The organism is Providencia sp. PROV040 (assembly GCF_032706145.1).
Taxonomy (GTDB): domain Bacteria; phylum Pseudomonadota; class Gammaproteobacteria; order Enterobacterales; family Enterobacteriaceae; genus Providencia; species Providencia hangzhouensis.
On sequence record NZ_CP120530.1, the window covers coordinates 101,799 to 127,722 of the forward strand.

The following is a 25,924-nucleotide window of genomic DNA, read 5'->3' on the forward strand; positions in this document are numbered from 1 at the left end:
ACGCCTAAGTCTTAGGCATTTGTTGTATAAACTGTTGGTACCACGGGATATTCGCCATTAATTCGAGATGTGTTCCCTGAGCAATAATTTTTCCTTTCTCCATATACACAACATGGTCTGCTTGGCGAGCGAGATTAGGCTGGTGGGTGACGATGATACGTGTTTGTTGTTTTGCTTGAGTAATAAGGTCAATCACGGAGGCTGTATTGATATTATCAAGGCTTGCCGTTGGTTCATCCATTAAAATGATATTAGGATGCTGTAGAATCAGCCTTGCAATACACAGCCGTTGTCTTTGTCCTCCAGAAAGTAACATACCACCGGCACCTACCTCTTTTTCTAAGAACGTATGATTGGCAGTGAAATTAAGTTGTATCAGTAATGCACTGATTGCCCGGTCATCAATATTATCATCATCAAGTACCAAATTTTGGCGTACGTTACCGCTAAATAAACGGCTATCTTGCAGTAAGACTCCCCGGCGAGCACACAACACCTCTTGTGATAGGTTTTTAATATTTTTATTACCGTAGTTCACACTGCCATGTGTTGGGTCTTGTAAGCGGGCGAGTAAGCCTAATAATGTACTTTTTCCTGCTCCTGATGGACCTACAATGACGGTAATTGTATGTTCTTTAAAGTTAAGGTTTATATTTTGTAAAATGCGTTTTTTATTATCACTGTAAAATGATAACTGTTCACAGCTAACGCTATCGATAGTGGGTGTTAATGAACGATAAGGAAAGTTCAACACGGGGGCCTTCAAGGCTTTTTCGATTTGTTGAATTGCTTTTTTCATTTGCCTAATTGATTGGTCTAAATGAGAAAGTAACCACATAGGCTCAATTAAACGAGCTAATAAAACTAACCCGGCTAGCCACATGTTTAGTGGCATCTTTGCATGATCAACTAAATAAATTCCGAATCCAAAGAGCGTAATAAACGCGGTTTGTACCATTAATGAAAATAATAAGTGAAATGGCAAGCTTCTTCGTTGTAGTTGTCTCTGAGTTTGATATTGGGATGCTAAGGCAAGTTTAGGATGCAGGTGCTCATAGTGAGTACTTGAACGACGAATCAATGGCTGGTGGAGAGCATATTGGTTGAGTGCACTCATTGCTTGTTGTTCTGACTCATGAACTGCTCGTTCGAAAAAAGCAATTTTGCTGGCAGACAAGCGTAAAGAAATTAATAACAAAAAGAGTATAAACAGTAAAATAGCGCCAAATGTACTTTGATAGATTAAAACCCCGATCACGATAGTACAAGGTGTAATTAACCCACTAATAATAGGATGCAACAAATGTGCAGGTACAGACATAACCTGTGATACCGGCCCTGAAATTAGTTGGTTGCTGTTTGATATGGGTTGTAATGAAAGAGGTAGATGGTGAATAAGTGCCGTAGCAAGATAGCGCATCACTAACCCCCCAGCAAAATAGCCTTTTTGAGTGGCTATAAATGTTACGGCTAATGTCGTTAAAATAGAAAGAGCGAATAATGTTAATGGCATTGTGGTATCAAGGTGCCAATCTAAAATAACAACAAATAAAAATAACCCGCTAATTCCCTCTAAAACAGCGCTTAGCGTCATCCAAAATATAGCATTACGTACGGTGTACAATAAGCGTTTAAGCACAGTTATCCTCCAAGGCACGTAAAAGTTTCTGATAGGGTTCTGAATGTATTGAAAGGTATTGATGCGAGCCTTGTGCGATTAATTTTCCGTTGTCTAACAATAATATGCGGTCTGCTAGATTCAAACTGCTTAAGTCATGGGTAATTAATACACAGGTTCGCGGCTCGGAGTGTAATAAATTGAGAACCCGTTGTGCATTTTGTGGGTCAAGTGCTGATGTTGGTTCATCAAGCAGCAATAAAGGCGCTGACGATAGGAGTGCACGCGCAATTGCGAGGCGTTGAGCTTCTCCACCGGATAACACCATATCTTGCCCTATTACGGCATCTAGCCCTTTAGGCTGTTGTTTTACAATCGATAATAAGTTGAGTTCATTAAGATAACGGTACATATTATCTTCAGTGGTGTTGGGGGCAAATAGCTGTAGATTTTCACGGATAGAACAAGGCAAAGGAGGGGAGTTTTGCATGACGATGGAAACTGTACGGTTCAAACTTGTCAATGATAGAGATGGTAATGGCGCTGAGTTAAAGAGCACATTTCCTTCAGTTGGGTCTAAATAGCGCGCCATAAGCTGTAATAAAGTACTTTTCCCTGCACCAGATGCCCCGACAATAGCGATAAATTCGTTAGGCTCTACGGTGATATTAATATTTGATAATATTGGATTATCACCTATTTTAACGTCAACTTGGACAAGTTTGAGCTCACCTTGGGATGGGATAACGTCCTTTTCTCCGTAATGCATGTCTGGTTCAGTTAGAAACTGGCGAATACGTTCTGATGCGCTGACGGCAAGGTTTAAGGCGTCTGCGCCATGCCCCATTGCAGCAACCGGTGCGGCGATACTGCTGATTAATAGAATGAACAAAATGATTTGATCGAGAGGCGCGGGCGCTGGCAGCAATGAGACCCCAAAAATAACCCATAATGACAGCAATGTGCTGCTGATACCGACTTGGGTCAGTGAGCTCAAGGCACCTATTTTTCTTATCCATCGTTTAAAGGCGATTTCAAATTGATATAGAGCTTGTGATGCTTTTTTTTGAATGGATTGATTAGGATATTGCCTTGCTTGCAGCGGGTTATCTGCGAGTTCGGCGTATTGTTGATATAGAGAGCCCATTGCTTGGTTACGTGCGGTGTATAGCGCCTGATAACGCACAGAACGCATTTGTCTAAATAAAAAAACAGAGACAATTAACGGTATTAAGCAAAAAACGGTGAGTAGGGCATTTTGCCATAATAGAATGAGAGTTGCTGTTGTGGGGAGGATAATCAATTTTGTAATATCAGCGGGGGCATGAGCGGTTAATTGATGTAACCCTCGCACATCGCGATCTGCAATTTGTAAAAAGCCGTCTCTACCATGTTGGGCAAAGTGGTTTAATGGAAGTTTTTCTACTTTATTCAGAAGTTGTAGTCTGACTTGATGGCAGAGATGGTTATCCGTTTGATGTGTTAAATACAGAGCAAGAGTTTGGCAAATTAGCCAACTTACACCACCGGTACAAGCAATAATAACCCACTCATAATATTGATGAACGGGAGCAACTGCAACTTGGCTAATTGCTATTAATGGAATGAGTGAACAGAGGCCTGCAATAGCTTGTAAAATAAGTGCAAATAATAATGTGAAACGATAGGGGTGAAGTAATTCCCTGAGTGCGCGGTACATGCGAAACCTCCAATAGCGAATCTGTCACTTTAATTTATTTCGCTTTGTTATCGTGAATTAGTTGTTTTGCTCACCAGACTATTTGTTTTGTTTGCAGGCCTTAAGTGGCAGTATTCATTTTTAAAGCGCTTTTTTAGGGTTTTTAGTAAGATGTGATATTGCGATTGGGAATATTGAGGGAATGAGATGCAATATGATTTAAATGATCTCTACTATTTTGTGAAAGTTGTCGAATATGGTGGTTTTTCACAAGCGGGCTTGGCTCTAGGGATCCCTAAATCTAAATTAAGTCGTCGCATTGCAGATTTAGAAAAAAAACTTAATGTTTCATTGATTTACCGTTCTACCCGCCAGTTTCATGTCACGGAAGTGGGACAAGTTTTTTATCAGCAGTGTAAAAATGTAGTTGATGAAGCTGAAGTTGCTCACGAATTGATTTGTTCCGTTCAGTCACATCCTAAAGGAACGATCAAACTATCGTGCCCAGTTGCACTATTACAAGTATATCTCAATGAATTACTTGTAGATTTTATGATGAAATACCCTGATATCGATATCCAAATCTTAGCGGTTAACCGCCCTGTTGATGTTATTAGTGAAGGGTTGGATTTAGCTATTCGCGTGCGTTCATTGCCCTTAGATGATTCAGGCTTAATGATGAAAGTACTAGGGTATTCACGGCGTATATTAGTGGCTAGCCCACAATTATTCGCAGAGCAGGGTGAACTCATAGAACCAGAAAAGCTGGTGGATTACCCGATGTTAGCGAATACAGAGCATTCACAAAATTACACGTTAACCCTCAAAAACAGTGACGACCTTAGCTTTACACAGCATTTTACCCCTAAGTTAGCGACAACAGATATCTTAACGTTATATCGCGCGGCGCTAAAAGGTGTCGGGATCGCAAGGCTACCTTATGGTGTGGTAGAAAAAGACATTGAATCAGGGAATTTGATAGAGGTATTACCGCAATGGCAGTTTCCTGAAGATATCATTCATGCAGTATATCCATCACGTAAAGGGTTGTTGCCGTCAATCCAATTACTGTTAAATTATTTAGCAGATAATATTTCGCCGTCAGTGAAATAAATTTCCCCGATAGCGCATTAGGCTATCAGGGAAATATTCGTCATTTATTGTGTTTCAGGAATGCGCCCAAATTTCCCACTGTTGAAATCATTTATGGCTTCATTGATTTCTTGAACAGTATTCATCACAAAGGGGCCGTAGCCAACAACTGGCTCATTAATGGGATCACCACTGAGTAACAGCACTAAAGCATCTTCTGTGGCTTCTAACAGAATATTGCTGTCTGTATCGTCGAGGATCATCAGTTCACCTTCGTTTAAAGCAGAACGGCCATCAACAAATATTGAACCACGTAGCATGACTAAACCGACATGGCGTCCCGTTTTAGTTGGGATACCCACAGTTTTACCTTTGTTAAGCTGTAAATCCCATACATCCAATGGACTAAAGGTTTGTGCTGCACCCTTATTGCCCAAATAGTCACCGGCAATCACTCGCAATGTACCTGCATCATTGGGTAATGCGACTTTTGGCATGCTTTGGCTTTCTAACAGCTGGTAGCCGGGGGCCGCTGATTTGTCTTTTGCTGGCAAATTGACCCACAGTTGCACCATATCAAGTGTGCCACCTTTTTTCATGAAGGCATCAGACTGATACTCTTGATGCAAAATACCCGATGCTGCAGTCATCCACTGAACATCACCTGGGCCTATCACACCACCTTCACCCGTAGAGTCATGGTGGGCGACTTCGCCATCATACACAATCGTGACTGTTTCAAACCCACGGTGTGGGTGCTCTCCAACGCCTCTGTTTGCTGAATTTGAGCTTGGGAAATCAAAAGGCCCCGCTCTGTCGAGCAAAAGGAATGGGTTGAGGTATTTCCCATGATCGTTATAGCTAAACATTGAACGGACAGGGAAGCCGTCTCCAACCCAATGGCTACGAGGAGATTGATAGATACCAATAATTTTTTTCATGGTTTTGCTCCTAAAATTGTTTTGATGACTGAATAATAAAGGAGCAAATCATTTGGCAGTAGTGGCAAAAATAGGTTTCATTGTTGCAGTGATAGAACAATAAAATAAAGTCTAATTATTCTATTTATAGAACAGTGTTTATCAAAAACTGGACTACTCAGCTTTAAATCGATGAATTAATCTAAATAACACGAAAACGGAGCGGATATCGTTCTATTTTTAAATCAAAAAAAAAATAGGTTTCATATTTTATCGATTGAGAGGTTTCATCATGAGTAGCCCAGCTAATTTTAATGGTCAACGTCCTGCTATTAACCCAGAAGATGCGGTGATGTTATTAATCGATCACCAGAGTGGTTTATTTCAAACTGTAGGTGATATGCCAATGACGGAATTACGTGCTCGCGCCGCTGTTCTGGCTAAAATGGCTTCCCTAGCTAAAATTCCAGTAATAACAACTGCTTCTGTACCTCAAGGCCCAAATGGCCCGTTGATACCAGAAATTCATCAAAATGCACCACATGCACAATATATTGCACGCCGCGGTGAAATTAATGCATGGGATAACCCAGAGTTTGTGGCGGCCGTGGAAGCAACAGGTAAAAAGCAACTGATTATTGCCGGAACTATTACCAGTGTTTGTATGGCATTTCCTGCAATTAGTGCGGTGATGGATGGCTACCAAGTATTTGTGGTGATTGACGCTTCAGGTACTTACAGCAAAATGGCACAAGAAATTACCTTAGCGCGTGTCGTTCAAGCGGGTGTAGTTCCAATGGATACTGCTGCTGTTGCTTCAGAATTGCAAGGGACTTGGAACCGCGAAGATGCGGCGGAGTGGGCAATGGCTTACACGCAAATTTTCCCTGCCTATCAATTATTAATTGAAAGCTACAGCAAAGCGCAAGATGTTCTGAAAAATAATGAACAATTAGATTCAGAGCGTTAAGGTGAAATAAACAGCATCAATGAATTAATTGGTGAAAATTGATTAGAGTAAAAATGGGGAAAACCCCCATTTTTACTGAGTTAATACAATGATTGTTACTGAGGGCGTTTAACAAAACCAATAGCTTCGTAAACTTTATCTAACGTTTCTTGTGCGCGAGCAGCGGCTTTGGTTGCGCCTTCATCCATAATTTGGTTTAGCAGCGCTTCATCATTACGGAATTCATGATAACGAGTTTGAAGTGTGGTTAACATACCGGAAACGGCTTCAGCCACAGCACCTTTAAGATGACCGTACATTTGCCCTTCAAATTCGGCTTCAAGTTCAGCAATTTTCTTACCTGTCACACCCGACATGATATCTAATAAGTTAGAAACCCCTGGTTTGTTTTCTAAATCATAACGAATACGCGGTGGCTCTTCGGAGTCAGTCATTGCGCGTTTGATTTTTTTCACGACAGATTTCGGGTCTTCTAATAAGGCGATAACGTTGTTGCGGTTATCATCGGACTTAGACATTTTCTTGGTTGGATCTTGCAGAGCCATAACACGGGCACCACCACCAGTCGGAATGAATGGATCGGGTACAGTGAAAATATCACCATAAATGGCATTAAAGCGTTGAGCAATATCACGGCTCAATTCAAGGTGTTGTTTCTGGTCAATACCAACAGGTACTTGATTCGTTTGATAAATCAAAATATCTGCTGCCATTAGTACTGGGTAATCAAAGAGTCCCGCATTGATATTTTCTGCGTGACGGGCAGATTTATCTTTAAACTGAGTCATACGGCTCAACTCACCGAAATAGGTGTAGCAGTTAAGCGCCCAGCTCAGTTGAGCGTGTTGTGGTACGTGTGACTGCACAAAAATGGTGCTTTTTTTCGGGTCAATACCACATGCTAAATAGAGCGCAAGTGTATCGAGGGTTCTTTTACGCAGTTCAACAGGGTCTTGGCGAACGGTGATGGCGTGCTGGTCAACGATACAGTAAATGCAGTCGTAGTCATCTTGCATTTGTACCCACTGACGTAATGCACCCATGTAGTTACCGATGGTTAATTCACCGGAAGGCTGTGCGCCGCTGAATACGATTGGTTTTTGGGGTTGCTTTAATTTTTCAGTGGGAGTGCTCATTTAGTTATGTCCTTGCTTATTTTATTTCAGATAACCCGATTGCAGGTAATAAATCAGAAAAATGTGTTAATACACAGTTCGGTTCACTCAGTGCAATAGATTCACCATAGTTATAACCGTAGGTCAGACCGACACACGGGCATTCAGCGCTTTTCGCTGCAATAATATCATTACGAGAATCGCCGACAAAAAGCAATTCTTCTTTACGTAAACCGAATGTTCCCATCGTTAGGTAGAGGGGAGCAGGATGCGGTTTTAAAGCTTTGACGTCATCGCTACCCAAGACTAGAGAAAAGTAGTGTTCAATACCTAATTTCTTTAATAATGGCGCAATAAATGGGGTCGCTTTATTAGTAACAATCCCCATAGGTAAGCCATGTTTTGTTAATTGCTCTAAAGTGTCTTTTACTTCAGGAAACAGTTGGCTGCCTGTTGTGACGGACGTTGCATAGAATTTATCAAAACTGGCTCGAGCTTTTTTTTGTCGCTCAGGTGTGATTTCGGCACCCGCCCATGAAAGTGCGCGTTCAACTAACACATCAACACCATTGCCTACCCAAATAGAAACGCGTTCTTTACCTGCAGGGGCAAAATTAAATTCTTTGAGCATGTTGTCGATGGCTTCAGCTAAGCCAGCTGCACTATCTACGAGTGTGCCGTCTAAATCGAAAGCGATCGCTTTGATATTCTCTAATACTACTTCAGTCATTGAGATACCTTTTGTAATTCGTTACGCATCGCGTCGATGACGGTTTTATAGTCCGGTTGGTCGAAAATAGCAGAACCCGCAACGAAGGTATCGGCACCTGCCGCTGCAATCTCTGCGATATTATTCACTTTGACACCGCCGTCGACTTCCAAACGAATATCATAGCCACTTTCATCAATTAATTTACGGACTTGGCGCAATTTATTGAGTGTTTGTGGGATAAACGATTGGCCTCCAAACCCTGGGTTCACAGACATGAGTAGGATCATATCAACTTTATCCATGACGTAATCAAGGTAGCTAAGTGGTGTTGCTGGGTTAAATACTAACCCCGCGGTACAGCCATGTTCGCGAATTAACTGTAGTGAGCGGTCAACATGTTCGCTGGCTTCAGGATGGAAACTAATATGGGTTGCACCGGCCTTAGCAAAATCTGGGATAATGCGGTCAACTGGCTTCACCATTAAATGAACATCGATAGGTGCAGTAATTCCGTAGTCTCGCAGTGCTTTACATATAGGTGCGCCAAACGTTAAGTTGGGTACGTAGTGGTTGTCCATAACGTCAAAATGCACAATATCGGCACCAGCTGCAAGAACATTGGCGGTATCTTCGCCTAAACGTGCAAAGTCAGCAGATAAAATAGATGGGGCAATGAGAAAGTTTTTCATTATTGTCTCCGATTATTAATCGTTATCTGAGAGCCATTCATCGCTAGGTACAAGGCGCTGCGTTTTTTTCTTATCCGTTTTTCTAGGAGAAAGGCTATTAGGTATACCCGGATATAATGCCAGTAACTCATTGACTTTTGTCCGGTTTAATATATTTCTACTAATGGTGCGACGTACTTTTACAATATGCAATTGAGCTTGATAATACCACTCTCTCGTCATCGGGGTATCATGATTTGAGATCAAGACAGGAATTTTACTTTCTGTTGATAACTTTTGAGCCAAAATAGCTAAATTTTGTTGTTCGAGCGAATTAAAGGCATTCGTGTGATACGCCGTGAAGTTCGCTGTATCTGATAAAGGTGCATATGGTGGGTCACAGTAGACAACAGACCCCTCTTTTGCGTTGAGCAAAGTTTCACCATAATGCTGAGTCATAAACGTGGCATTTTGTGATTTTTCAGCAAACCACAGTAATTCTTCTTTAGGAAAATAGGGTTTTTTATAGCGGCCAAAAGGAACGTTAAATTCACCTCGAGAATTATAGCGGCATAACCCATTATAGCAGTGGCGGTTTAAGTATAAAAAAAGGACACTGCGTTTCTCAGTATCGGTAGATTGGTTAAAGGCTTCACGCATTAAATAATATTGTTCGGAAGTATTATATTCAGGTGTGAAGATTTGCTGGGCTTCTTCGATAAAAGCATCAGCGCGGTCTTTAACCGTATTGTAGAGGTTGATGAGGTCACTGTTGATATCTGCCAGTATGTATGAATCATAACTGGTGTTTAAAAACACTGACCCAGCACCAACAAAAGGCTCAATTAAGCAATCACCTTGTGGAAGGTGTTTTTTGATTTCTTCCACAAGGGGGTATTTACCCCCAGCCCATTTTAAAAAAGCGCGTTTTTTTTTCATGCCGTCTTATTATTACAATCGTTTAGAGTAACTGCATTTATACTCTGTCAGGACAACATAATGCGCCCGGGGAAAAACGTTGTTATTTTTGATCCTGTTTGACTTGTTTCATATTTCTAACCCACGGTTTTTTCGCTTGTACTGCAGCAGGTAAGGTCCCTATTGCATTTTTTGCGTCGGTCACTGAACTATAATTTCCGTGAATAAGAACATACCAAGTTTGCCCATTACGTATGGTTTTATAAACTTTGTAATTGGCCAATTTGTTTTCTTTTGCGAAAGCTTCCAGTGTATCAGAGCGGCTTGCACTGCTGAGTTGCAATGTGTAGCTACCTGCTGGTGCAGACATGATATTGCTACTTTGGCTACTTGCCGTTGATTTTGCTGGCTGTTTAGTTTGCACAGGGTGTTTTGGCTCAACGGGTTTTACAGGTGTTTTTTCTGGCGTTACTGGTTTGACTACGGGTTGTTGTTCCACAGGTTTAACGGTTGGTGGCGTTAACGGTGTCGTATTTTGTGGCTGGCTAGTGCCTGGCACAGAAACTTGGCCTTGGTTTAAGGCATCAACTACATCGCCAGGTATTTCGATTCGCTCACCCAGACCATTTGGTTGAGTTTGAGGTTCGCCTTGGGTTGGCGTTGGCGTAATTTGTGAACCAGTGATTTCTTGCGGTTGCCCTGATAGCGTTTGACCTTGTGAATTTGTCAACGATGAGGAACCCGATAAATCGATATTCTGTGAATTATTGGCACCCGTTGTTTGTTGCTTTTCATGCTCTGTAGGGGCTTTCAGCGCTGAGCTGATAGCAATAATGAGCAGCAATAAGACCAGTACACCCACACCAATCATAATATGTTGACGTGAAAGTGCAATTTTAGGTTTTGCAGCAGATGATGATTGGCGTGAGCGCCCTGTCGGTCTATCTGATGTATCAGGCCTAAGATCATTTTGACCTTGAGACTGGTTATCTGGTTTAAATTCGTCCATTTTCCTCTCCCGAATAAAATTTGCCTATAGTAGAGATAAAATGTCTCTTATCAGTACAACCTCTAACGACCAAGCAGGACATCGCTGCTTATTTAAAGCATATATCCTTTCGTAATACCACGCTAGCCAAAGTGGTATTGATAATACGCTTTTTCAGAGTTTCGTATATAGGCGTAGGCATACCGTATAATTTAACGACTTTAGTGAACATCTACCAGTAACATTTTAAAACGCCAGTAAAAATTCAGCTTTTTCTTCGTTTTATGACATACAGGATGATATTGCCGCAATGACAGTCTGCGTATCAACATCTGAACGCATTTCCGAATGGCCGATAGTGGTAGGCAAAATTAAATGCAGTTTTCCACCCATCACTTTTTTATCTCGCATCATATGTGGGAGATAATCATCGGGCTTCATTTGTGAAGGGCCTTTGACGGGAAGTGATGCACGCTCTAAAAGTGTGACCACCCGCTGAGTTTGTTCAGGAGTAAATTGACCAAGTAATTCTGCTGTTTTTGCTGCCATAACCATGCCAGCCGCGACAGCTTCACCATGTAACCAGACGCCATAGCCCATATGCGCTTCGATAGCATGACCAAAGGTATGACCTAAGTTCAATAATGCGCGTAACCCACTGGTTTCTTTTTCATCCGCAGCAACCACTTGTGCTTTTAGTTCACAACAACGGCGAATACAGTAAGCCATCGCTTGGTCATCAAGAGAGACGAGGGCATCAATATTCTCTTCTAGCCAGCTAAAAAATTCACTATCGAGGATAATGCCATATTTAATGACTTCTGCTAAGCCGGAGGCAAGTTCTCTTGGTGGGAGAGTTTTTAAGCAGTTGAGATCAACCACAACAGAAGCGGGTTGATAAAATGCGCCGATCATATTTTTCCCTAGTGGGTGATTGACGGCGGTTTTACCACCGACAGAAGAGTCCACTTGAGATAATAAGGTCGTAGGTACTTGAATAAAACGTACTCCACGCTGATAGCTTGCTGCTGCGAAACCTGTTAGGTCACCAATGACGCCCCCACCAAGAGCGATGAGGGTGGTGTCACGGTTATGGTGTTTTTCAAGTAATGCGGTAAATACATCATTCATAATGAATAATGATTTGTATTGTTCACCATCCGGTAGAATGATGGTATCAACTTTTACGCCTGAAGTTTCAAGGGCATTCTTTATCTTATCGAGATAAATAGGGGCAAGAGTTTCATTTGTCACGATCATTGCTCGTTGACCCGCAGTTAATGGCTCAAATGCCCCGGTTTGTTGATATAAGCCGGGTGCAATATTGATTGGATAACTACGTTCGCCTAGAGTGACGGTGACTTTTTCCATCTTGCTTTACCTTGAGTTCATTTTTGAAAATAACACCATGAACAATTAGTTTTTTTCTAATAGTTCAATGATTTGGTTGGCAACAACTTTTGCACTTTGCTCATCAGTATGAATGGTAATATCAGCAATTTCTTCATACATAGGATTACGTTCGTCAGCCAGTTTCTCAAGAACCTCACGTGCGGGTTCGTCAACTTGTAGCAGTGGACGTTTTTTGTCACGTTGTGTACGAGATAATTGTTTCTCAATTGTGGTCTCAAGATAAACAACGACACCGCGAGCGGATAGGCGATTACGGGTCTCTTTGGACTTAACAGAGCCACCACCTGTTGCTAATACAATGCCTTGTTTCTCTGTAAGCTCATTGATGATTTTTTCTTCGCGATCGCGAAAGCCTTCTTCACCTTCAAGGTCGAATACCCAGCCTACATCTGCGCCAGTGCGTTTTTCTATCTCGTGATCAGAGTCGAAAAACTCCATATTAAGCTGTTGAGCCAACTGACGGCCAATAGTACTTTTACCAGCACCCATTGGTCCAACCAGAAAGATATTGCGTTTCTCTGCCATGTTTTTTGGTATTACTACGATTATTCGTTAATGATTACCCGCCCCGCCAATCAGATTAGCGGCGGGACCTAAACTGAAACCTCATAAGTGATGATGTGAGATCAGATAAGAAAATTATCTCAATACATCAACCTGAATTGCAACTATATAAATATGGCACTAAGCAAGCAAAGTGCCATATTTAAAATTACAGGTTTCGATACTTGAGCCGTCTATGTTGTCTAATGCCTTGTTTATCATGCTTTTTAACAGTTTCTAGCTATTGGTATCAGCAAGTTATTTCTGTTAAGAATAGAGCAACATTAATTGTGGCTGTTTTATAAGCGACTGACAGCTTGTTCTTTAATCTACGGATAGTTAGAACACTCAATGGATAACCTTGTATGCTAAAACGACGCCAGCGTCAAATTTATCCGGTAGGTTTATGCCATAAAAAATATTTTTTTTTGTCATCTTTGACTTATTGTGTATTCAACTATTTGAAGTATATGCGTTATTTTTTCCATGTTAAATATTGATAAGTTTTGGTGTTATAAAAACAATAAGGACACGCTTATCTGTATGCTCTGCCGTATTTGTGAATAATGTACCTAGAAAAGGGATATGAGATAAAAAGGGTAAGCCCATCTCTGTTTTTTCTTGTTTTTGCTGAAAAATTCCCCCAAGGATAAGGGTTTCATTATTTTTGATGGTTACGTTAGTTGCGATTTCTTGTTTATTGATGGCTAAGTGATGATGTTGGCTGCTAGTGAGTGCAGTATCGGGTGAGTTATGACTAATTTTAAGGTTTAACTCAATTTTTTCATCACGCACAATCGAGGGGGTAACATCCATACCCAGAACAGCATCTTTAAATTGTACGTGTGTTTTCTTGTCATTACTGGTGACATAGGGGATCTCTGTACCTTGCTGAATACTTGCGGGTTGTTGATGCGAAGCAACTAAACGAGGACTCGCAATAATAGAAAGCAGATTTTCTTTTTCTAATGCTTTCAGTTTCATTTCAAGTAAACCATCACCAAGACTAAGAACATTGAAGGCAAATTGTCCTGATATTGAAGAGTAACGATTGTAGCGATATAAGTGATTAGCGTTTAGATTTCCACCTGCCATCATTCCCCATTCTAAGCCCAACTCCTGTAATGCAGTTCGGCTGCTACTAATGATATGTGCAGTGATCTGTACTTGTTTATTTGGCTTATCTTGATGTTTTATCCATTCATCAATCAGTGCTAATCGATCTGGATCCTCTTTAATAATGAGGCTGTTTGTCGTGATATCGTGATGGATAGAGGCATTTTTTGATAATAACGAAGTATCTGGATGTTCTAATAGATGACGAACCTCTTGGACATTGGTTGAGATTAATTTAAATATTTTTTGGGTTAATGATGTTTTACTTGGCGTTACCTGCGCTACTGCTGTTTCCGGGGTAGGCTGGTTTTCTGTTACTAAGGGAGGTATCAGTGGTGCAAAGGGATCTCTAACCTCTTCGGCAGAGATTAAAAATGAAGATAAAAAGAAGAGTCCCCCAGCAATCAGCATGAGGATGTTAGTTCGTGAGCTATTCATTGCGGTTTTCATCCTTGATAGCGAGAGTGTCGTTGAACAATGAAAATGAGATGGAGGTGATGATAATTCCTTGTTTTAAATATATTTTTATGTCATGAAAATGCCATCTCTGGGTTTGAGGAAGGGTAAGAAGCTGTTCTATAACGTGATAAATAGGAATGAAGTGGCCTTGAAACTCCATAAAATAGGTATTGGTATCTGTTGGTTGCAATTGATTAAGTGTCACAGATGAATGTGAGAGCAAGGTATTTAACTGTGTCAGTAATTCAAGAGGCGCTTCTTTAATATCAACGGATTGCTTTAGTGATTGAGCTTGTTTTTCAAGTTGTTGTAACGAAGGTGAGTGATAGAGAGCTTTCTTTTCTCTTGTAATTGCTTCAATTAAATTCAGGTTCTCAATGGTTAATTCCATGATCTGATTTTGATTTTTTTTCCAGAATAAAAAATACCCCGCAGTGATACAAAGCACAATTAAGAACCAAACAGGTAGGGTTTGTTGCCAAAATGGGCGATACCAAAAAGAATGTATGGACTCATTCATCGAGCACTCCTTGATATTTGGCTGTGAGGTGTAAACGGTTTAATTGATTCACTCGGCTGATTTTTTTCAATTGAATATCACTCAAACCTGGGTGATTTTTAAGTTGTAAGCCAAGCGAATTGATATCTTGAAAATCATAACTGTTAGCTTTGATCTCTATTTTGTTATTCATTAACTGTAGATTTGTTAGCCAACTTTTGGGTGGAGTTAGAGTTGGAAGGTTTTGTAGTAACTTAAGTAAAAATTGGTTATTTACTATAATGCTATCTATCTTTCTTTTTTTGCTCATTAAGCTATTAATCTGTGTTTGTTGAGTCGCGATTTGCAATACTAATTGTTGTATCTGTTCATATTGTAGTTGGTTATTGTGCTTTCTATTTTTTAAGTCTTTCATTTCAATTTGTTGAAAAATAAATAAAAAAACACACGCTATAATCACTGAGCAGCAAACCACAGAACAAAAGAGTAAAAACTCTCGTATCTTCTTTTTTATTTGCTGTTGGCGCCAAGGGAGAAAGTTAACTTGGTATATTTCCATCAATTAAATATCTCCATGACGTAAAGCAAGACCGGCAGCAATCACAAAATCCCCCAGTAACTGTGGTAATTTAATATTATGCTGTTGAAAAGCTTGGCGTAATTCCCAGTGGTGAGCTACCTCATCAGTACGAGAAATCTGTTCATGATCTGTAATGAGGTAAATAGGTGAGGCTTTTTCTTGATCAATAAAGGGCAGCAAGTGGGAAAGTGTCGGTATATCGGTATCTTGTAAATGGTTATAATTAGCTGGTTGGCTAATTGGCCCTGACCAAAGCCATTCACCTTGTCGATAATGAATAACCCAGCATTCATCGGGTAAACCCGCGTTTCTTGCCACATAACGTAAAGCTATGGGGGCGACATCAATAGCAAGCAGATTGAACCCGCTTTCTGTAAATAGATTTTGCCAAAAAGTAATATCTGACTGGCGGGCCCCATTAAAATAAACCTGTTGTTTGATGACGCGATAGTCGATAACCAGCTCTTGGGCGTGCATAGAAAAACGTTTTTCAGCTTGAGATTGTAAATACCACCCTAATTCTGGTTGTGGCAATTTGATTTCACTGGGTAATGAAATTTGTTGTTTTATTGTACGGACAGCGGGTAATGCGAAGGATACGGAACACTTTTTAGGTAATTTCTGACGCCATTGTAATAAAATATTCAGTAAAATTTGATATTGTTCATGGCTAGAATTATCAGTTAGCTCGAATGGTAATTGTTGTTGCCAACATTCACATAAATGCCAGTATTGTCTGCGCCGCTTTGCAGCGACTAGCTGTATTCTATCTCGATAGAGGTCGATCCCAATGTTCCATTTTGATGTATACATAGTTAATTTCCTTATCATTAACAAATAAATTACGATTTCTATTGTGCTGTATAAGCTTTATACTGTGTGTTAGTGATATCTAAACCCTCTTGTTAGCCGAGCATGGGAATTTTCCGGTGAAGTTCGTAAAATATTTTTTTATTCTTGTTTTCTGTTGCATTTTTTTGGGAACCGCCTCGATTTATGGCATGTATAAATATGTGGAAGGTGAGTTACCTGATGTAGCAACAATGAAAGACATTCGTCTGCAAATTCCAATGCAGGTATACAGTGCGGATAACGAATTGATTGCCCAATATGGGGAAAAGCGTCGTATTCCTTTACCTCTGGCAGAAATTCCTCCTTTAATGATCAAAGCGTTTATCGCCACTGAAGATAGCCGTTTTTATGAGCACCATGGGATTGACCCTATTGGTATTTTCCGTGCGGTTACCGTAATGGCGTCTTCTGGCCATGCATCTCAAGGGGCCAGTACAATCACTCAGCAGCTCGCGAGAAATTTTTATTTAAGCCCTGAAAAAACCCTCATGCGTAAAGCTAAAGAGGCATTTTTGGCTATTCGCATTGAGCAGCTTTTTACTAAAGATGAAATTATGGAGTTGTACCTGAATAAAATTTATTTAGGTAACCGTGCTTATGGCGTCGGAGCAGCTGCGTACGTTTATTTTGGTAAGACAGTGGATGAGTTGACGCTTAGTGAAATTGCGATGATTGCAGGTTTACCAAAAGCACCTTCTACATTTAACCCTCTGTACTCTTATGACCGTGCGGTAAGTCGTCGTAATGTGGTTCTTTCTCGCATGTTTGAGGAGAAATACATTACTCAAGACCAGTATGAACAAGCAAAAAATGAAAAAATCGTGGCTTCGTATCATGCGCCGAAAATTGATTTTTCTGCGCCGTATTTAGCCGAAATGGCGCGTCAAACCTTGTTTGATAAATATGGTGAAGATGCGTATACCGATGGGTATAAAGTCTACACTACGGTGATCCGTAAAGATCAGGAAGCTGCAACAACCGCAGTCCGTAATAATTTGATCGACTACGATACTCGCCACGGTTATCGCGGTCCTGCCGAGGTTTTATGGAAACAGAATGAAACGGCTTGGACAGCAGAGCAGATAGTCGAAAAATTGAAAAAAATGCCGGTTTATGGGCCTTTAATGCCTGCAGTTGTGACATCTGCAACAGCTTCAGAAGCGCAAGTGATGTTAGCTGATGGTTCGCAAATTCCTATTACAATGACCGGTGTGCGTTGGGCGCGTAAATTTATTTCAGATACTCAACAAGGTGCCGCGCCAAGAGCTGTAAATGCAGTCATGCAAGTGGGTGAGCAAATTTGGGTTCGAAAAGTTAAAGATAACTGGTGGTTAGGGCAAGTACCTGATGCGAATGCGGCATTTGTTGCTTTAAATCCAAATGATGGGGCGATTATTGCGCTAGTTGGTGGGTTTGACTTCAATATGAGTGAGTTTAACCGAGTCACCCAATCATTACGCCAAGTTGGTTCGAATATTAAACCTTTCCTATATACAGCGGCAATGGATAAAGGCCTAACATTATCATCATTACTTAATGATGTACCAATTAGCCGTTGGGATGCAGGTGCAGGTTCTGATTGGCGTCCTAAGAATTCACCTCCTCGCTATGATGGGCCTATTCGTTTACGTCAAGGTTTAGGCCAATCAAAAAACGTTGTGATGGTTCGTGCGATGAGAGCCATGGGGGTGGATTATGCGGCTGATTATCTGACTCGCTTTGGTTTTCCAGCGGAAAATATTAACCGTACTGAAGCATTAGCGTTAGGTGCTCCATCATTTACACCAATGCAAATGGTTCGTGGATATGCAGTCATGTCCAATGGTGGGTATTTGATTGACCCATACTACATTTCGAAGATCGAAAATCATAATGATGAGGTTATTTTCGAAGCCAACCCTAAAATAGCATGCCCTGATTGCACGAATATTCCGGTAATTTATGGTGATACGGAACGCACTATTGTGAGCAAAGGTATTGATGATGAGTCTACCGAAGAAGTGACACAATCAGGCGATAATACCGTCATAAAAGAGCCAACAATGGAATTAACGACGGCAGCTAACTTAGACGGGAACTCTGGTGACCAATATGCACCTCATGTAATTAATACCCCACTTGCATTCTTAATTAGGGATGCGATGATGACCAATATTTATGGCGAGCCTGGTTGGTCAGGTACAGGTTGGCGTGCAGCGAGAGACTTAGGTGGTCGCCGTGATATTGGTGGGAAAACAGGGACAACTAACAGCTCTAAGGATGCTTGGTTCTCTGGCTATGGCCCAGATGTTGTTGCTTCTGCATGGATTGGTTTCGATGATAATAGGCGAACATTAGGTCGTGGTGAAGCAGGGGCCAAAAGTGCACAACCCATGTGGAACGACTTTATGAAGTCTATTTTGGCAGGGGTACCAGTGAAAACAATGAAACCGCCTAAAGGTGTTATTTCGGTCTCCATTGATAGCAGAACAGGTAAATTAGGTTCCTCCCGTCGTGAGTATTTTATTGAAGGAACTGAACCGAAAGAACATGCGGTACAAGAGGTAGGTACGACAATTTCTACGGAAGGCGGAGCCAGCCAAGAGCTATTTTAAAATTATTGTTGGTTAAATACCTATAATTAGCACCCCATTGTTGGTTTAAAACATGGGGTGTTTTCTATAGAGACGTTTAATATATCAGTAGGTTATATACCTATATTAATGATTAGTTATGGAAATAACATACAGCAGATGTAATGTTAAGTGTTATTACTTAACACTTTTTAGGTAACGTTCTAGATAGAAAAGTGCGCTAATATTCCGAGCTTCGTTGAAATCAGGGTGTTCCAGTAATTCCATCATTCGAGATATTGGCCATAGCTCTTGTTGTAGGGGTTCAGGCTCATCTCCTTTGAGTTTTTCCCTGTATAGGTCTTGAGCGATAAGAATATTCATTTTACTTGAAAAGTATGATGGCGACATCGTCAGTTTGGCGAGCTGAACCATGTGATTAGCGCCATAACCAATTTCTTCTTTGAGTTCACGCTGGGCTGCTTCAATGGCAATTTCACCGGGGTCGATAGCACCTTTGGGAAAGCCTAATTCATAGCTTTCAATCCCGACAGCGTATTCGCGAATGAGGATGAGGTTATCACCCATGATAGGAACAATAAGAACCGCTTCGCGTTTTGCGGGCCGCATTCTTTCATAGACTCGTTTTTCACCATTACTAAATTCGAGGTCAACTGATTGAATGCTGAATAATTTTGATTGAGCAACATCTTGAATATTCAAGATTTTAGGTTTTTTTAACTCTGTCATAACGATTTCCGAACAGGATGAGTGAAATCTATTGCTAAAAGCATATTTCATTGATTTACGAGACGCGTTTTACCTAGCACTGCCCGTATTTTGAAATCATCATACAACTATGACCTATATCAAAATAAAATGATAGATATTATCGAGTAGATAAAATGCTGTTAGTATAATTGACTCAAACAAATAATACGGGTAAACAAATAAAACATTTTTTACAAGGTGTTGTAATTTAAAATAAAAACTACAAATAGAATAGGAATCGGCTTATTTTTAGGAAGTGTGAGGGCTGATATGCTTTTCTTATTCATTTTTCATTGGGGAAACAATGCTGAACCATGTCATTATAACGGCTATAATTGTTATTAGCCTGACTATAATGGCTTCCTTCCTATATTTTAGGCGGGGGCGGCATTCTGGCGTCTATCAAATACCTTCTGTAGCATCACCATCATTTAGGAAAATGATTGATTCAGATTACCAAACCATCTCCCAGTATTTAAATTATTGCGCTGCTATATCAACAAATACATCTCAGCATCCATGGCAAATCAAAAAAAACTCAATCATAGCGACAGTTTGCCATTCATTGACACGTTTTAACTTACGCCAAGAGCAAGGAAATAGTTGGCGCTATTTTATTGATACAATTGAGGTTCAGCTCCCTTCACAGCTTGAGCCTTTTTTGCAACGCCAAAATGTTATGGAAATAGTGGAAACAGACCACTTGCCGTTAATTATTTCAATGAATAGCCATTCTCTGAAAGATTTCAGTAGTGAATGGCAAACGGGTATGCCTATCGATTCAACATGGCCTGATGCGGCAATTCAAGAACGTGGCCAGCATAGTATTGAGCGATTGAAAGTTCGTAAAGAGACGAATGAAGAACATCGGTTACACCATTCTACAGGTTGGCTTGGTGCTGCGATTATCTGCCTGAGTTTTTTATTTGGTTATTTAACCCTTGTTTCGATTCCTTTATTACAGGAATCGGGATTAGTGATCACAACGATTACGTTTATTATTGGGTTACTTATTCTCTTTCGCTCTAGGATGTTCCCCCGACAATATCAAGATATTCAATGTATTCATGGCCAACCAAAGCGCTGGGAACTCTATGGCGAACTGGATAAAAAATATTCCACCAATACGTCTATTGCTGGTATTGACTTGCACTACCCTAATCATTGGACGAATTATTTAAAATACGAAGAAAACCAAGCTGTTAATATTGATTTTTATACGACGGGTGAGGTGGTCAGGCACGGTAAGTATCTTTCTTTGCATGAAGAAGAGCGCTATTACCCGTACAAACGGTTCAAAAAGAATGTATTGATGTTAGTTGGGGCTTTATTAACGATGGCCCTGATATTTGCATATCAACCGATAGATTTGCCAATAAAACTGGGTTTTGCGTGGCTAGGTGGCACAGAGAAAATCAAGGCTGAGAGTCCTAATGAGCTCGCTTCCCGTCAGCTCAAAGTTGGGGATACATTAGTTGCCCAAGGAAAAGGGATGTGTTACCGCTCACCGAATTTGAATAAAGAAAACCAAGCTCAATTTGTGCCGTTTGATTGCTCTGGTATTTATTGGAATGATGTTAGTTTACAGACTGAACCTCAATCAGAGGTTGTTGAACACTCAATATCATTGCTTGATACCGTCAAAAGCCAATTGCATCCAGATAAAAACTCGACAGGAGTTAACCCAAGATTACAGCGGGATATTATGAAATCAGGGATGAATATTATCTTTGATTTTTCGGCTATCATCATGGGGACAGAACAACTGTGCCATAATTCTGATAACTGCCTAAAATTAAAAAATGCACTGACTAACCTAGGGAGTACAGATGATTGGCCTTCTTTAGTAAAGAAAGCGTCTACGGGAAAACTAAAAGGGGCTCATGTTTTATTGCGTGCTGGTAGCGCTGAGGCCTTGGAAAACATCGTGGAAGACACCATATATGATTTTATCAGGACAGAAATAGATAGAGAAGTGCGCAAAATTAATAGTCCGCCTCCTGGTGGTGTTTTATTAATTAGTGATGAAAACAAGCCTTTAGTTGATTCGATACAGGGAGCTTCTTTTAATGAGCTATCGCCATTACAGCGTTGGCAAGAGTTGCAAAGGTTATCAAATCTTCTGATCAATACACCGTTCAATATTGAAGGTGTCATTACGGATTTATCAGTAGATGCCAATGGGACATTGCAAATTGTGTTGCATGAAGAACCCAATGAAAAAGTGGTATCTCAGTATATATGTAGTGCGCTTTTTATCCTATTTTTGTTGGTGTGTGCGTTGTTAAATGGTTCGTTGATTGTGCTACGTGTTTTGAATAATAAGAAGCGTTTGCGTAATATCACAGAATATTATGATAAATGCTTTGAGGCTAATCCCCCTTCCTATCGTCGATAGCATCATCCCGGAAGTAAAGGGAGCCTCTTCTTAGTTTGATTCAGACTTATGTTGAGGAGGCCCCATGAATCAATCCATTATAGAACCTGTTCGCCTTGATAAGTGGCTGTGGGCTGCGCGATTTTATAAAACGCGTGCGGTCGCCCGTGAAATGATTGAAGGCGGTAAAGTCCATTACAATGGGCAAAGAACTAAGCCAGGGAAAATTGTTGAACTGCATGGAATCGTTAAGCTTCGGCAAGGTAATGATGAACGAACGGTTGAAATCATGCAAATCAGTAGCCAGCGCAAAGGTGCACCGGAAGCTCAGTTGCTGTACTGTGAAACGATAGAAAGTATTAATCAACGCGAGAAAATGGCACAAGCGCGTAAGATGAATGCACTGACGATGCCACACCCAGAGCGACGCCCGGATAAGAAAGAACGGCGTACCCTGTTAAAGTTTAAACAAACAAATTCTCATGAGTCGTCTTAATGACGGCCTGAGCAACAGCCCGAGCAATAGAGAGATATTATGGCAAACCAAGACTTACTCCACCGTTTTTTATTTGAACAACATTCCGTTCGTGGAGAAATGATCAGTGTTGATGAAACCTTTGAACATATTTTAGAAAACCATGACTACCCAACAGCGGTAAAAGGGTTGTTGGGTGAGTTACTTGTTGCTACCAGTTTATTGACGGCAACGTTGAAGTTCGATGGTGATATTACTGTGCAAATTCAAGGTGATGGGCCTGTTAATTTGGCGGTTATCAACGGTAATAATTTACAACAGATGCGTGGTGTTGCACGTGTAGATGGCCCAGTTGTGGCGGGTAGCACTCTCAAGCAAATGATTGGTAACGGTTTTATGGTTATTACCATCACACCGAACCAAGGTGAACGTTATCAAGGGATTGTGGCTATTGAAGGGGATTCTATCGAAGAAAGCATTGATGCCTATTTCCGCCAATCAGAGCAATTACCAACCCGTTTATTTATCCGTGTGGGTGAAGTAGATGGGAAACCAAGTGCAGGTGGTATGTTATTGCAAGTTTTGCCAGCAGCAAATGAAACAAGCCATGACTTTTTTGACCACTTAGTGCAGCTGACTGCCACGATTAAAGGCCAAGAGCTGAGCACATTGGATGTGAAAGAGGTTTTACATCGTCTTTATCATGAAGAAGATGTCACTTTATATGACCCTCAATCTGTCGAGTTTCGTTGTACTTGTTCAAGGGAGCGTTGCGAAAGTACGTTAGCCACCTTACCTAAGGAAGATGTTATCGATATTTTGCACAAAGATGGGAAAATTGATATGGAATGTGAATTTTGTGGCTCACATTATGTATTTATTGAATCCGATCTTCAGGGGTTAAATAATGAGCTAAATCAGCAACTTCACTGATACGATTTAGCAACCTAATTATGTGACAAGGGTGCAATTCTGCACCTTTTTCTTATAATTTTAAAGCATTATTACGTGCTCTAAGTCTCATTATGAATTAAAAAAAATCATACATTTTCAATTCTTTGATAGCAATCGCTGTTAATTAGTCGTAAAGAATTATGATCATCCGCAGATTAGTTATGTTTACCAGGAGCAATATAATGAGCGCTAAAAGCATTACCCTGAAGGAACTTGAAAAGTACGGTATTCATGATGTAACTGAAGTGGTTTATAACCCAAGTTACGAGCTATTATTCACGGAAGAAACTAAGCCTGGACTTGAAGGTTATGAGCGTGGAACAGTAACCACTTTAGGAGCTGTTGCGGTTGATACAGGTATCTTTACTGGTCGTTCACCAAAAGATAAATATATTGTACGTGATGACGTGACTCGCGATACAGTTTGGTGGGCAGACCAAGGTAAAGGTAAAAATGACAACAAACCTATGTCACAAGAAGTTTGGGCGGATCTCAAACATTTAGTGACTGAACAACTGTCAGGTAAACGTTTGTTTATCATTGATGCATTCTGTGGTGCGAACGCTGACACTCGTCTAAAAGTACGTTTTATCACCGAAGTTGCATGGCAGGCGCATTTCGTTAAAAACATGTTCATTCGCCCATCTGATGAAGAATTAGTAGGTTTCGAACCTGATTTTATCGTCATGAATGGCGCAAAATGTACTAACCCGAATTGGAAAGCACAAGGTTTGAATTCAGAAAACTTTGTTGCGTTCAACTTAACCGAACGCATGCAACTGATCGGCGGCTCTTGGTATGGCGGCGAAATGAAGAAAGGTATGTTCTCTATGATGAACTACCTGCTGCCATTAAAAGGCATTGCATCTATGCACTGTTCTGCTAACGTCGGCGAAAAAGGTGATGTAGCCATTTTCTTTGGTTTATCTGGAACAGGTAAAACCACACTCTCTACCGATCCAAAACGTAAGTTAATTGGTGACGATGAACACGGTTGGGATGATGACGGCGTATTCAACTTTGAAGGTGGTTGCTACGCAAAAACTATCAACTTATCTAAAGAAGCTGAGCCAGACATCTATGGCGCAATCAAACGTGATGCGTTATTGGAAAACGTGATGGTGTTGGCAGATGGTTCAGTTGATTTCAATGATGGTTCAAAAACAGAAAACACCCGTGTTTCTTACCCAATCTACCACATTGAAAATATTGTAAAACCTGTTTCTAAAGCGGGCCATGCAACAAAAGTTATCTTCTTAACCGCAGATGCATTTGGTGTGTTACCTCCTGTTTCTCGTTTAACGCCTGAGCAAACGCAGTACCACTTCCTATCAGGTTTTACCGCGAAATTAGCAGGTACAGAGCGTGGTGTCACGGAACCAACTCCAACCTTCTCCGCTTGCTTTGGTGCGGCATTCTTATCACTGCACCCAACACAATACGCTGAAGTATTAGTTAAACGTATGGAAGCAGCGGGCGCTAAAGCTTACTTAGTGAATACAGGCTGGAACGGTACAGGTAAACGTATTTCCATCAAAGATACACGTGCCATCATTGACGCTATTTTAAGTGGTGACATCGAAAAAGCAGACATGATTAAACTGCCAGTGTTCGATTTAGAAATCCCAACAGCATTACCGGGTGTGGATACCAATATCCTTGACCCACGTAATACTTATGCAGACAAAGCACAGTGGGATGAAAAAGCGCAAGACTTAGCGGAACGTTTCGTGAACAACTTTGATAAGTACACGGACACCCCAGCAGGCGCTGCACTGGTGAAAGCAGGGCCAAAACTGTAATTGGTTTTGTGAATCAATAAATAATAAAGGCTCTACCAAAGTAGAGCCTTTTTTGTTGTGAAAATGATTATTCTGCTGATGGTAAGTCAAACAACAGGATTTCACTATCTTCACTTGCTTTGATGGTGAGCGCTGTTTCTTGCCAAATGGCTAAACCATCGCTGGTGGTTGCTTTTTGGCCATTCACTTCAACATTCCCTTTAACGATCTGGATCCACACGACACGTTTATCAGCGATAGCATGGGTGTGTGTTTCATTAGCAGGTAATGCCCAGCGCCACAGTTCCATATTTTGATAAATTTTTAATGAGCCATCACGTGCATCCGGTGATAGCACCAATTGCTTGCCGTCTTTGGAGTCGAACCGTTTTTGCTCATAACGTGGCTCAATGCCTGTTCTTTCAGGAATGATCCAAATTTGGTACAGATGTAGCTCTTCTTCATTGCTTGGGTTGTACTCAGAGTGACGAATACCCGTACCCGCACTCATTATTTGAAATTCACCCGCAGGGATTTGCTCCATATTGCCCATGCTGTCTTTATGTTCCACAGTACCATTGAGCACGTAGGTTAATATTTCCATATCTTTATGGGGATGTGTTCCAAACCCTTGGCCAGCAGCAATAAAGTCTTCGTTAATCACTCTCAGCGCAGAAAAGCCCATAAATTGCTCATCATAGTAGCTAGAGAATGAAAAAGTATGCCAACTGTCGAGCCACCCATGATTTGCATGACCACGTTCGTTCGCTTTGCGTAAATAGATCATCGTGTTCTCTCCTGTACGGATTTCAACCTTGGTTGAACTCGCTCTAAATGTATTGATGACAGTTTAACCAATTTATACACAGAGAA

At 40.8% G+C, this 25,924-nt stretch carries 23 protein-coding genes; 7 read left to right on the forward strand and 16 right to left on the reverse strand.

The genetic code is table 11. From position 1 onward, the window contains the following. Positions 1 to 4 precede the first annotated feature (4 nt). The gene (locus tag P3L40_RS00420) at positions 5 to 1,639 is read right to left on the reverse strand and encodes an ABC transporter ATP-binding protein (RefSeq protein ID WP_210852469.1); all 1,635 of its coding nucleotides are present in this window, start codon (positions 1,637 to 1,639) and stop codon (positions 5 to 7) included. Then, positions 1,632 to 3,317, reverse strand: a complete 1,686-nt coding sequence (locus tag P3L40_RS00425) for an ABC transporter ATP-binding protein (protein ID WP_136135278.1) — start codon at positions 3,315 to 3,317, stop codon at positions 1,632 to 1,634. Before P3L40_RS00425 ends, P3L40_RS00420 begins: the two co-directional genes overlap by 8 nt. A gap of 186 nt (positions 3,318 to 3,503) precedes the next feature. Here P3L40_RS00425 and P3L40_RS00430 point away from each other — a divergent pair, with 186 nt between their 5' ends. After that, entirely contained in the window at positions 3,504 to 4,409 is a 906-nt protein-coding gene (locus tag P3L40_RS00430) for a LysR substrate-binding domain-containing protein (protein ID WP_004263222.1), read from the forward strand. 44 nt (positions 4,410 to 4,453) lie between these two features. Here the strand turns inward: P3L40_RS00430 and P3L40_RS00435 are convergent, their stop codons facing one another. Then, positions 4,454 to 5,329 (reverse strand): pirin family protein, encoded by an 876-nt coding sequence (locus tag P3L40_RS00435; protein WP_136135277.1) that lies wholly within the window; start codon positions 5,327 to 5,329, stop codon positions 4,454 to 4,456. A gap of 271 nt (positions 5,330 to 5,600) precedes the next feature. Here P3L40_RS00435 and P3L40_RS00440 point away from each other — a divergent pair, with 271 nt between their 5' ends. After that, positions 5,601 to 6,278: a hydrolase gene (locus P3L40_RS00440; protein ID WP_136135276.1), complete on the forward strand. Its 678-nt coding sequence runs from the start codon at positions 5,601 to 5,603 to the stop codon at positions 6,276 to 6,278. Between the two features lie 95 nt (positions 6,279 to 6,373). On the opposite strand, the gene trpS is transcribed toward P3L40_RS00440, so the two are convergent. The 11 genes from trpS to P3L40_RS00495 form a co-directional block, all read right to left on the reverse strand. Then, a complete protein-coding gene (trpS, locus tag P3L40_RS00445; RefSeq protein WP_004263211.1) occupies positions 6,374 to 7,414 on the reverse strand; it encodes a tryptophan--tRNA ligase in 1,041 nt (346 codons plus the stop codon). Between the two features lie 16 nt (positions 7,415 to 7,430). Further along, positions 7,431 to 8,123: a phosphoglycolate phosphatase gene (locus tag P3L40_RS00450; protein ID WP_004263209.1), complete on the reverse strand. Its 693-nt coding sequence runs from the start codon at positions 8,121 to 8,123 to the stop codon at positions 7,431 to 7,433. Then, positions 8,120 to 8,794, reverse strand: coding sequence for a ribulose-phosphate 3-epimerase (rpe, locus tag P3L40_RS00455; RefSeq protein WP_004263207.1), 675 nt, complete (start codon positions 8,792 to 8,794; stop codon positions 8,120 to 8,122). Before rpe ends, P3L40_RS00450 begins: the two co-directional genes overlap by 4 nt. Positions 8,795 to 8,809: 15 nt before the next feature. Beyond that, positions 8,810 to 9,712, reverse strand: a complete 903-nt coding sequence (dam, locus tag P3L40_RS00460; protein WP_004263205.1) for an adenine-specific DNA-methyltransferase — start codon at positions 9,710 to 9,712, stop codon at positions 8,810 to 8,812. Positions 9,713 to 9,794: 82 nt separating this feature from the next. Continuing rightward, the gene (locus tag P3L40_RS00465) at positions 9,795 to 10,700 is read right to left on the reverse strand and encodes an SPOR domain-containing protein (RefSeq protein ID WP_136135274.1); all 906 of its coding nucleotides are present in this window, start codon (positions 10,698 to 10,700) and stop codon (positions 9,795 to 9,797) included. A gap of 261 nt (positions 10,701 to 10,961) precedes the next feature. Continuing rightward, entirely contained in the window at positions 10,962 to 12,050 is a 1,089-nt protein-coding gene (aroB, locus tag P3L40_RS00470; protein WP_004263201.1) for a 3-dehydroquinate synthase, read from the reverse strand. 45 nt (positions 12,051 to 12,095) lie between these two features. After that, positions 12,096 to 12,617 (reverse strand): shikimate kinase AroK, encoded by a 522-nt coding sequence (gene aroK, locus P3L40_RS00475; protein ID WP_004263200.1) that lies wholly within the window; start codon positions 12,615 to 12,617, stop codon positions 12,096 to 12,098. Between the two features lie 507 nt (positions 12,618 to 13,124). After that, complete coding sequence (locus P3L40_RS00480) at positions 13,125 to 14,189, reverse strand: transporter (protein WP_226617283.1); 1,065 nt, start codon at positions 14,187 to 14,189, stop codon at positions 13,125 to 13,127. Then, positions 14,182 to 14,730 (reverse strand): hypothetical protein, encoded by a 549-nt coding sequence (locus tag P3L40_RS00485; RefSeq protein WP_094962886.1) that lies wholly within the window; start codon positions 14,728 to 14,730, stop codon positions 14,182 to 14,184. The genes P3L40_RS00480 and P3L40_RS00485 overlap by 8 nt, the downstream gene beginning before the upstream one ends. Further along, complete coding sequence (locus P3L40_RS00490) at positions 14,723 to 15,268, reverse strand: PilN domain-containing protein (protein WP_004263186.1); 546 nt, start codon at positions 15,266 to 15,268, stop codon at positions 14,723 to 14,725. The genes P3L40_RS00485 and P3L40_RS00490 overlap by 8 nt, the downstream gene beginning before the upstream one ends. 3 nt (positions 15,269 to 15,271) lie before the next feature. After that, positions 15,272 to 16,102 carry a hypothetical protein gene (locus P3L40_RS00495; protein WP_036958620.1) on the reverse strand — a complete coding sequence of 277 codons (831 nt, stop codon included), beginning with the start codon at positions 16,100 to 16,102 and terminating at the stop codon, positions 15,272 to 15,274. A gap of 116 nt (positions 16,103 to 16,218) precedes the next feature. Here P3L40_RS00495 and mrcA point away from each other — a divergent pair, with 116 nt between their 5' ends. Beyond that, a complete protein-coding gene (gene mrcA, locus P3L40_RS00500) occupies positions 16,219 to 18,735 on the forward strand; it encodes a peptidoglycan glycosyltransferase/peptidoglycan DD-transpeptidase MrcA (protein WP_036958619.1) in 2,517 nt (838 codons plus the stop codon). 156 nt (positions 18,736 to 18,891) lie between these two features. Here mrcA and nudE read toward each other — a convergent pair whose 3' ends face one another. Next, positions 18,892 to 19,443 (reverse strand): ADP compounds hydrolase NudE, encoded by a 552-nt coding sequence (gene nudE, locus P3L40_RS00505; protein ID WP_004263174.1) that lies wholly within the window; start codon positions 19,441 to 19,443, stop codon positions 18,892 to 18,894. A 325-nt stretch (positions 19,444 to 19,768) separates the two neighbouring features. Between nudE and P3L40_RS00510 the strand changes: the two genes are divergently transcribed. The 4 genes from P3L40_RS00510 to pckA all read left to right on the forward strand — a co-directional run bounded on the left by P3L40_RS00510 (position 19,769) and on the right by pckA (position 25,072). Continuing rightward, complete coding sequence (locus P3L40_RS00510) at positions 19,769 to 21,862, forward strand: IgaA/UmoB family intracellular growth attenuator (RefSeq protein ID WP_004263171.1); 2,094 nt, start codon at positions 19,769 to 19,771, stop codon at positions 21,860 to 21,862. Between the two features lie 64 nt (positions 21,863 to 21,926). After that, entirely contained in the window at positions 21,927 to 22,337 is a 411-nt protein-coding gene (hslR, locus tag P3L40_RS00515) for a ribosome-associated heat shock protein Hsp15 (RefSeq protein ID WP_004263168.1), read from the forward strand. A 39-nt stretch (positions 22,338 to 22,376) separates the two neighbouring features. Beyond that, positions 22,377 to 23,249 (forward strand): Hsp33 family molecular chaperone HslO, encoded by an 873-nt coding sequence (hslO, locus tag P3L40_RS00520; RefSeq protein ID WP_004263166.1) that lies wholly within the window; start codon positions 22,377 to 22,379, stop codon positions 23,247 to 23,249. A gap of 203 nt (positions 23,250 to 23,452) precedes the next feature. Next, positions 23,453 to 25,072 (forward strand): phosphoenolpyruvate carboxykinase (ATP), encoded by a 1,620-nt coding sequence (gene pckA / locus P3L40_RS00525; RefSeq protein WP_004263163.1) that lies wholly within the window; start codon positions 23,453 to 23,455, stop codon positions 25,070 to 25,072. A 67-nt stretch (positions 25,073 to 25,139) separates the two neighbouring features. Here pckA and P3L40_RS00530 read toward each other — a convergent pair whose 3' ends face one another. Beyond that, positions 25,140 to 25,838: a pirin family protein gene (locus tag P3L40_RS00530; protein ID WP_136135272.1), complete on the reverse strand. Its 699-nt coding sequence runs from the start codon at positions 25,836 to 25,838 to the stop codon at positions 25,140 to 25,142. Between the last annotated feature and the right edge of the window lie 86 nt (positions 25,839 to 25,924).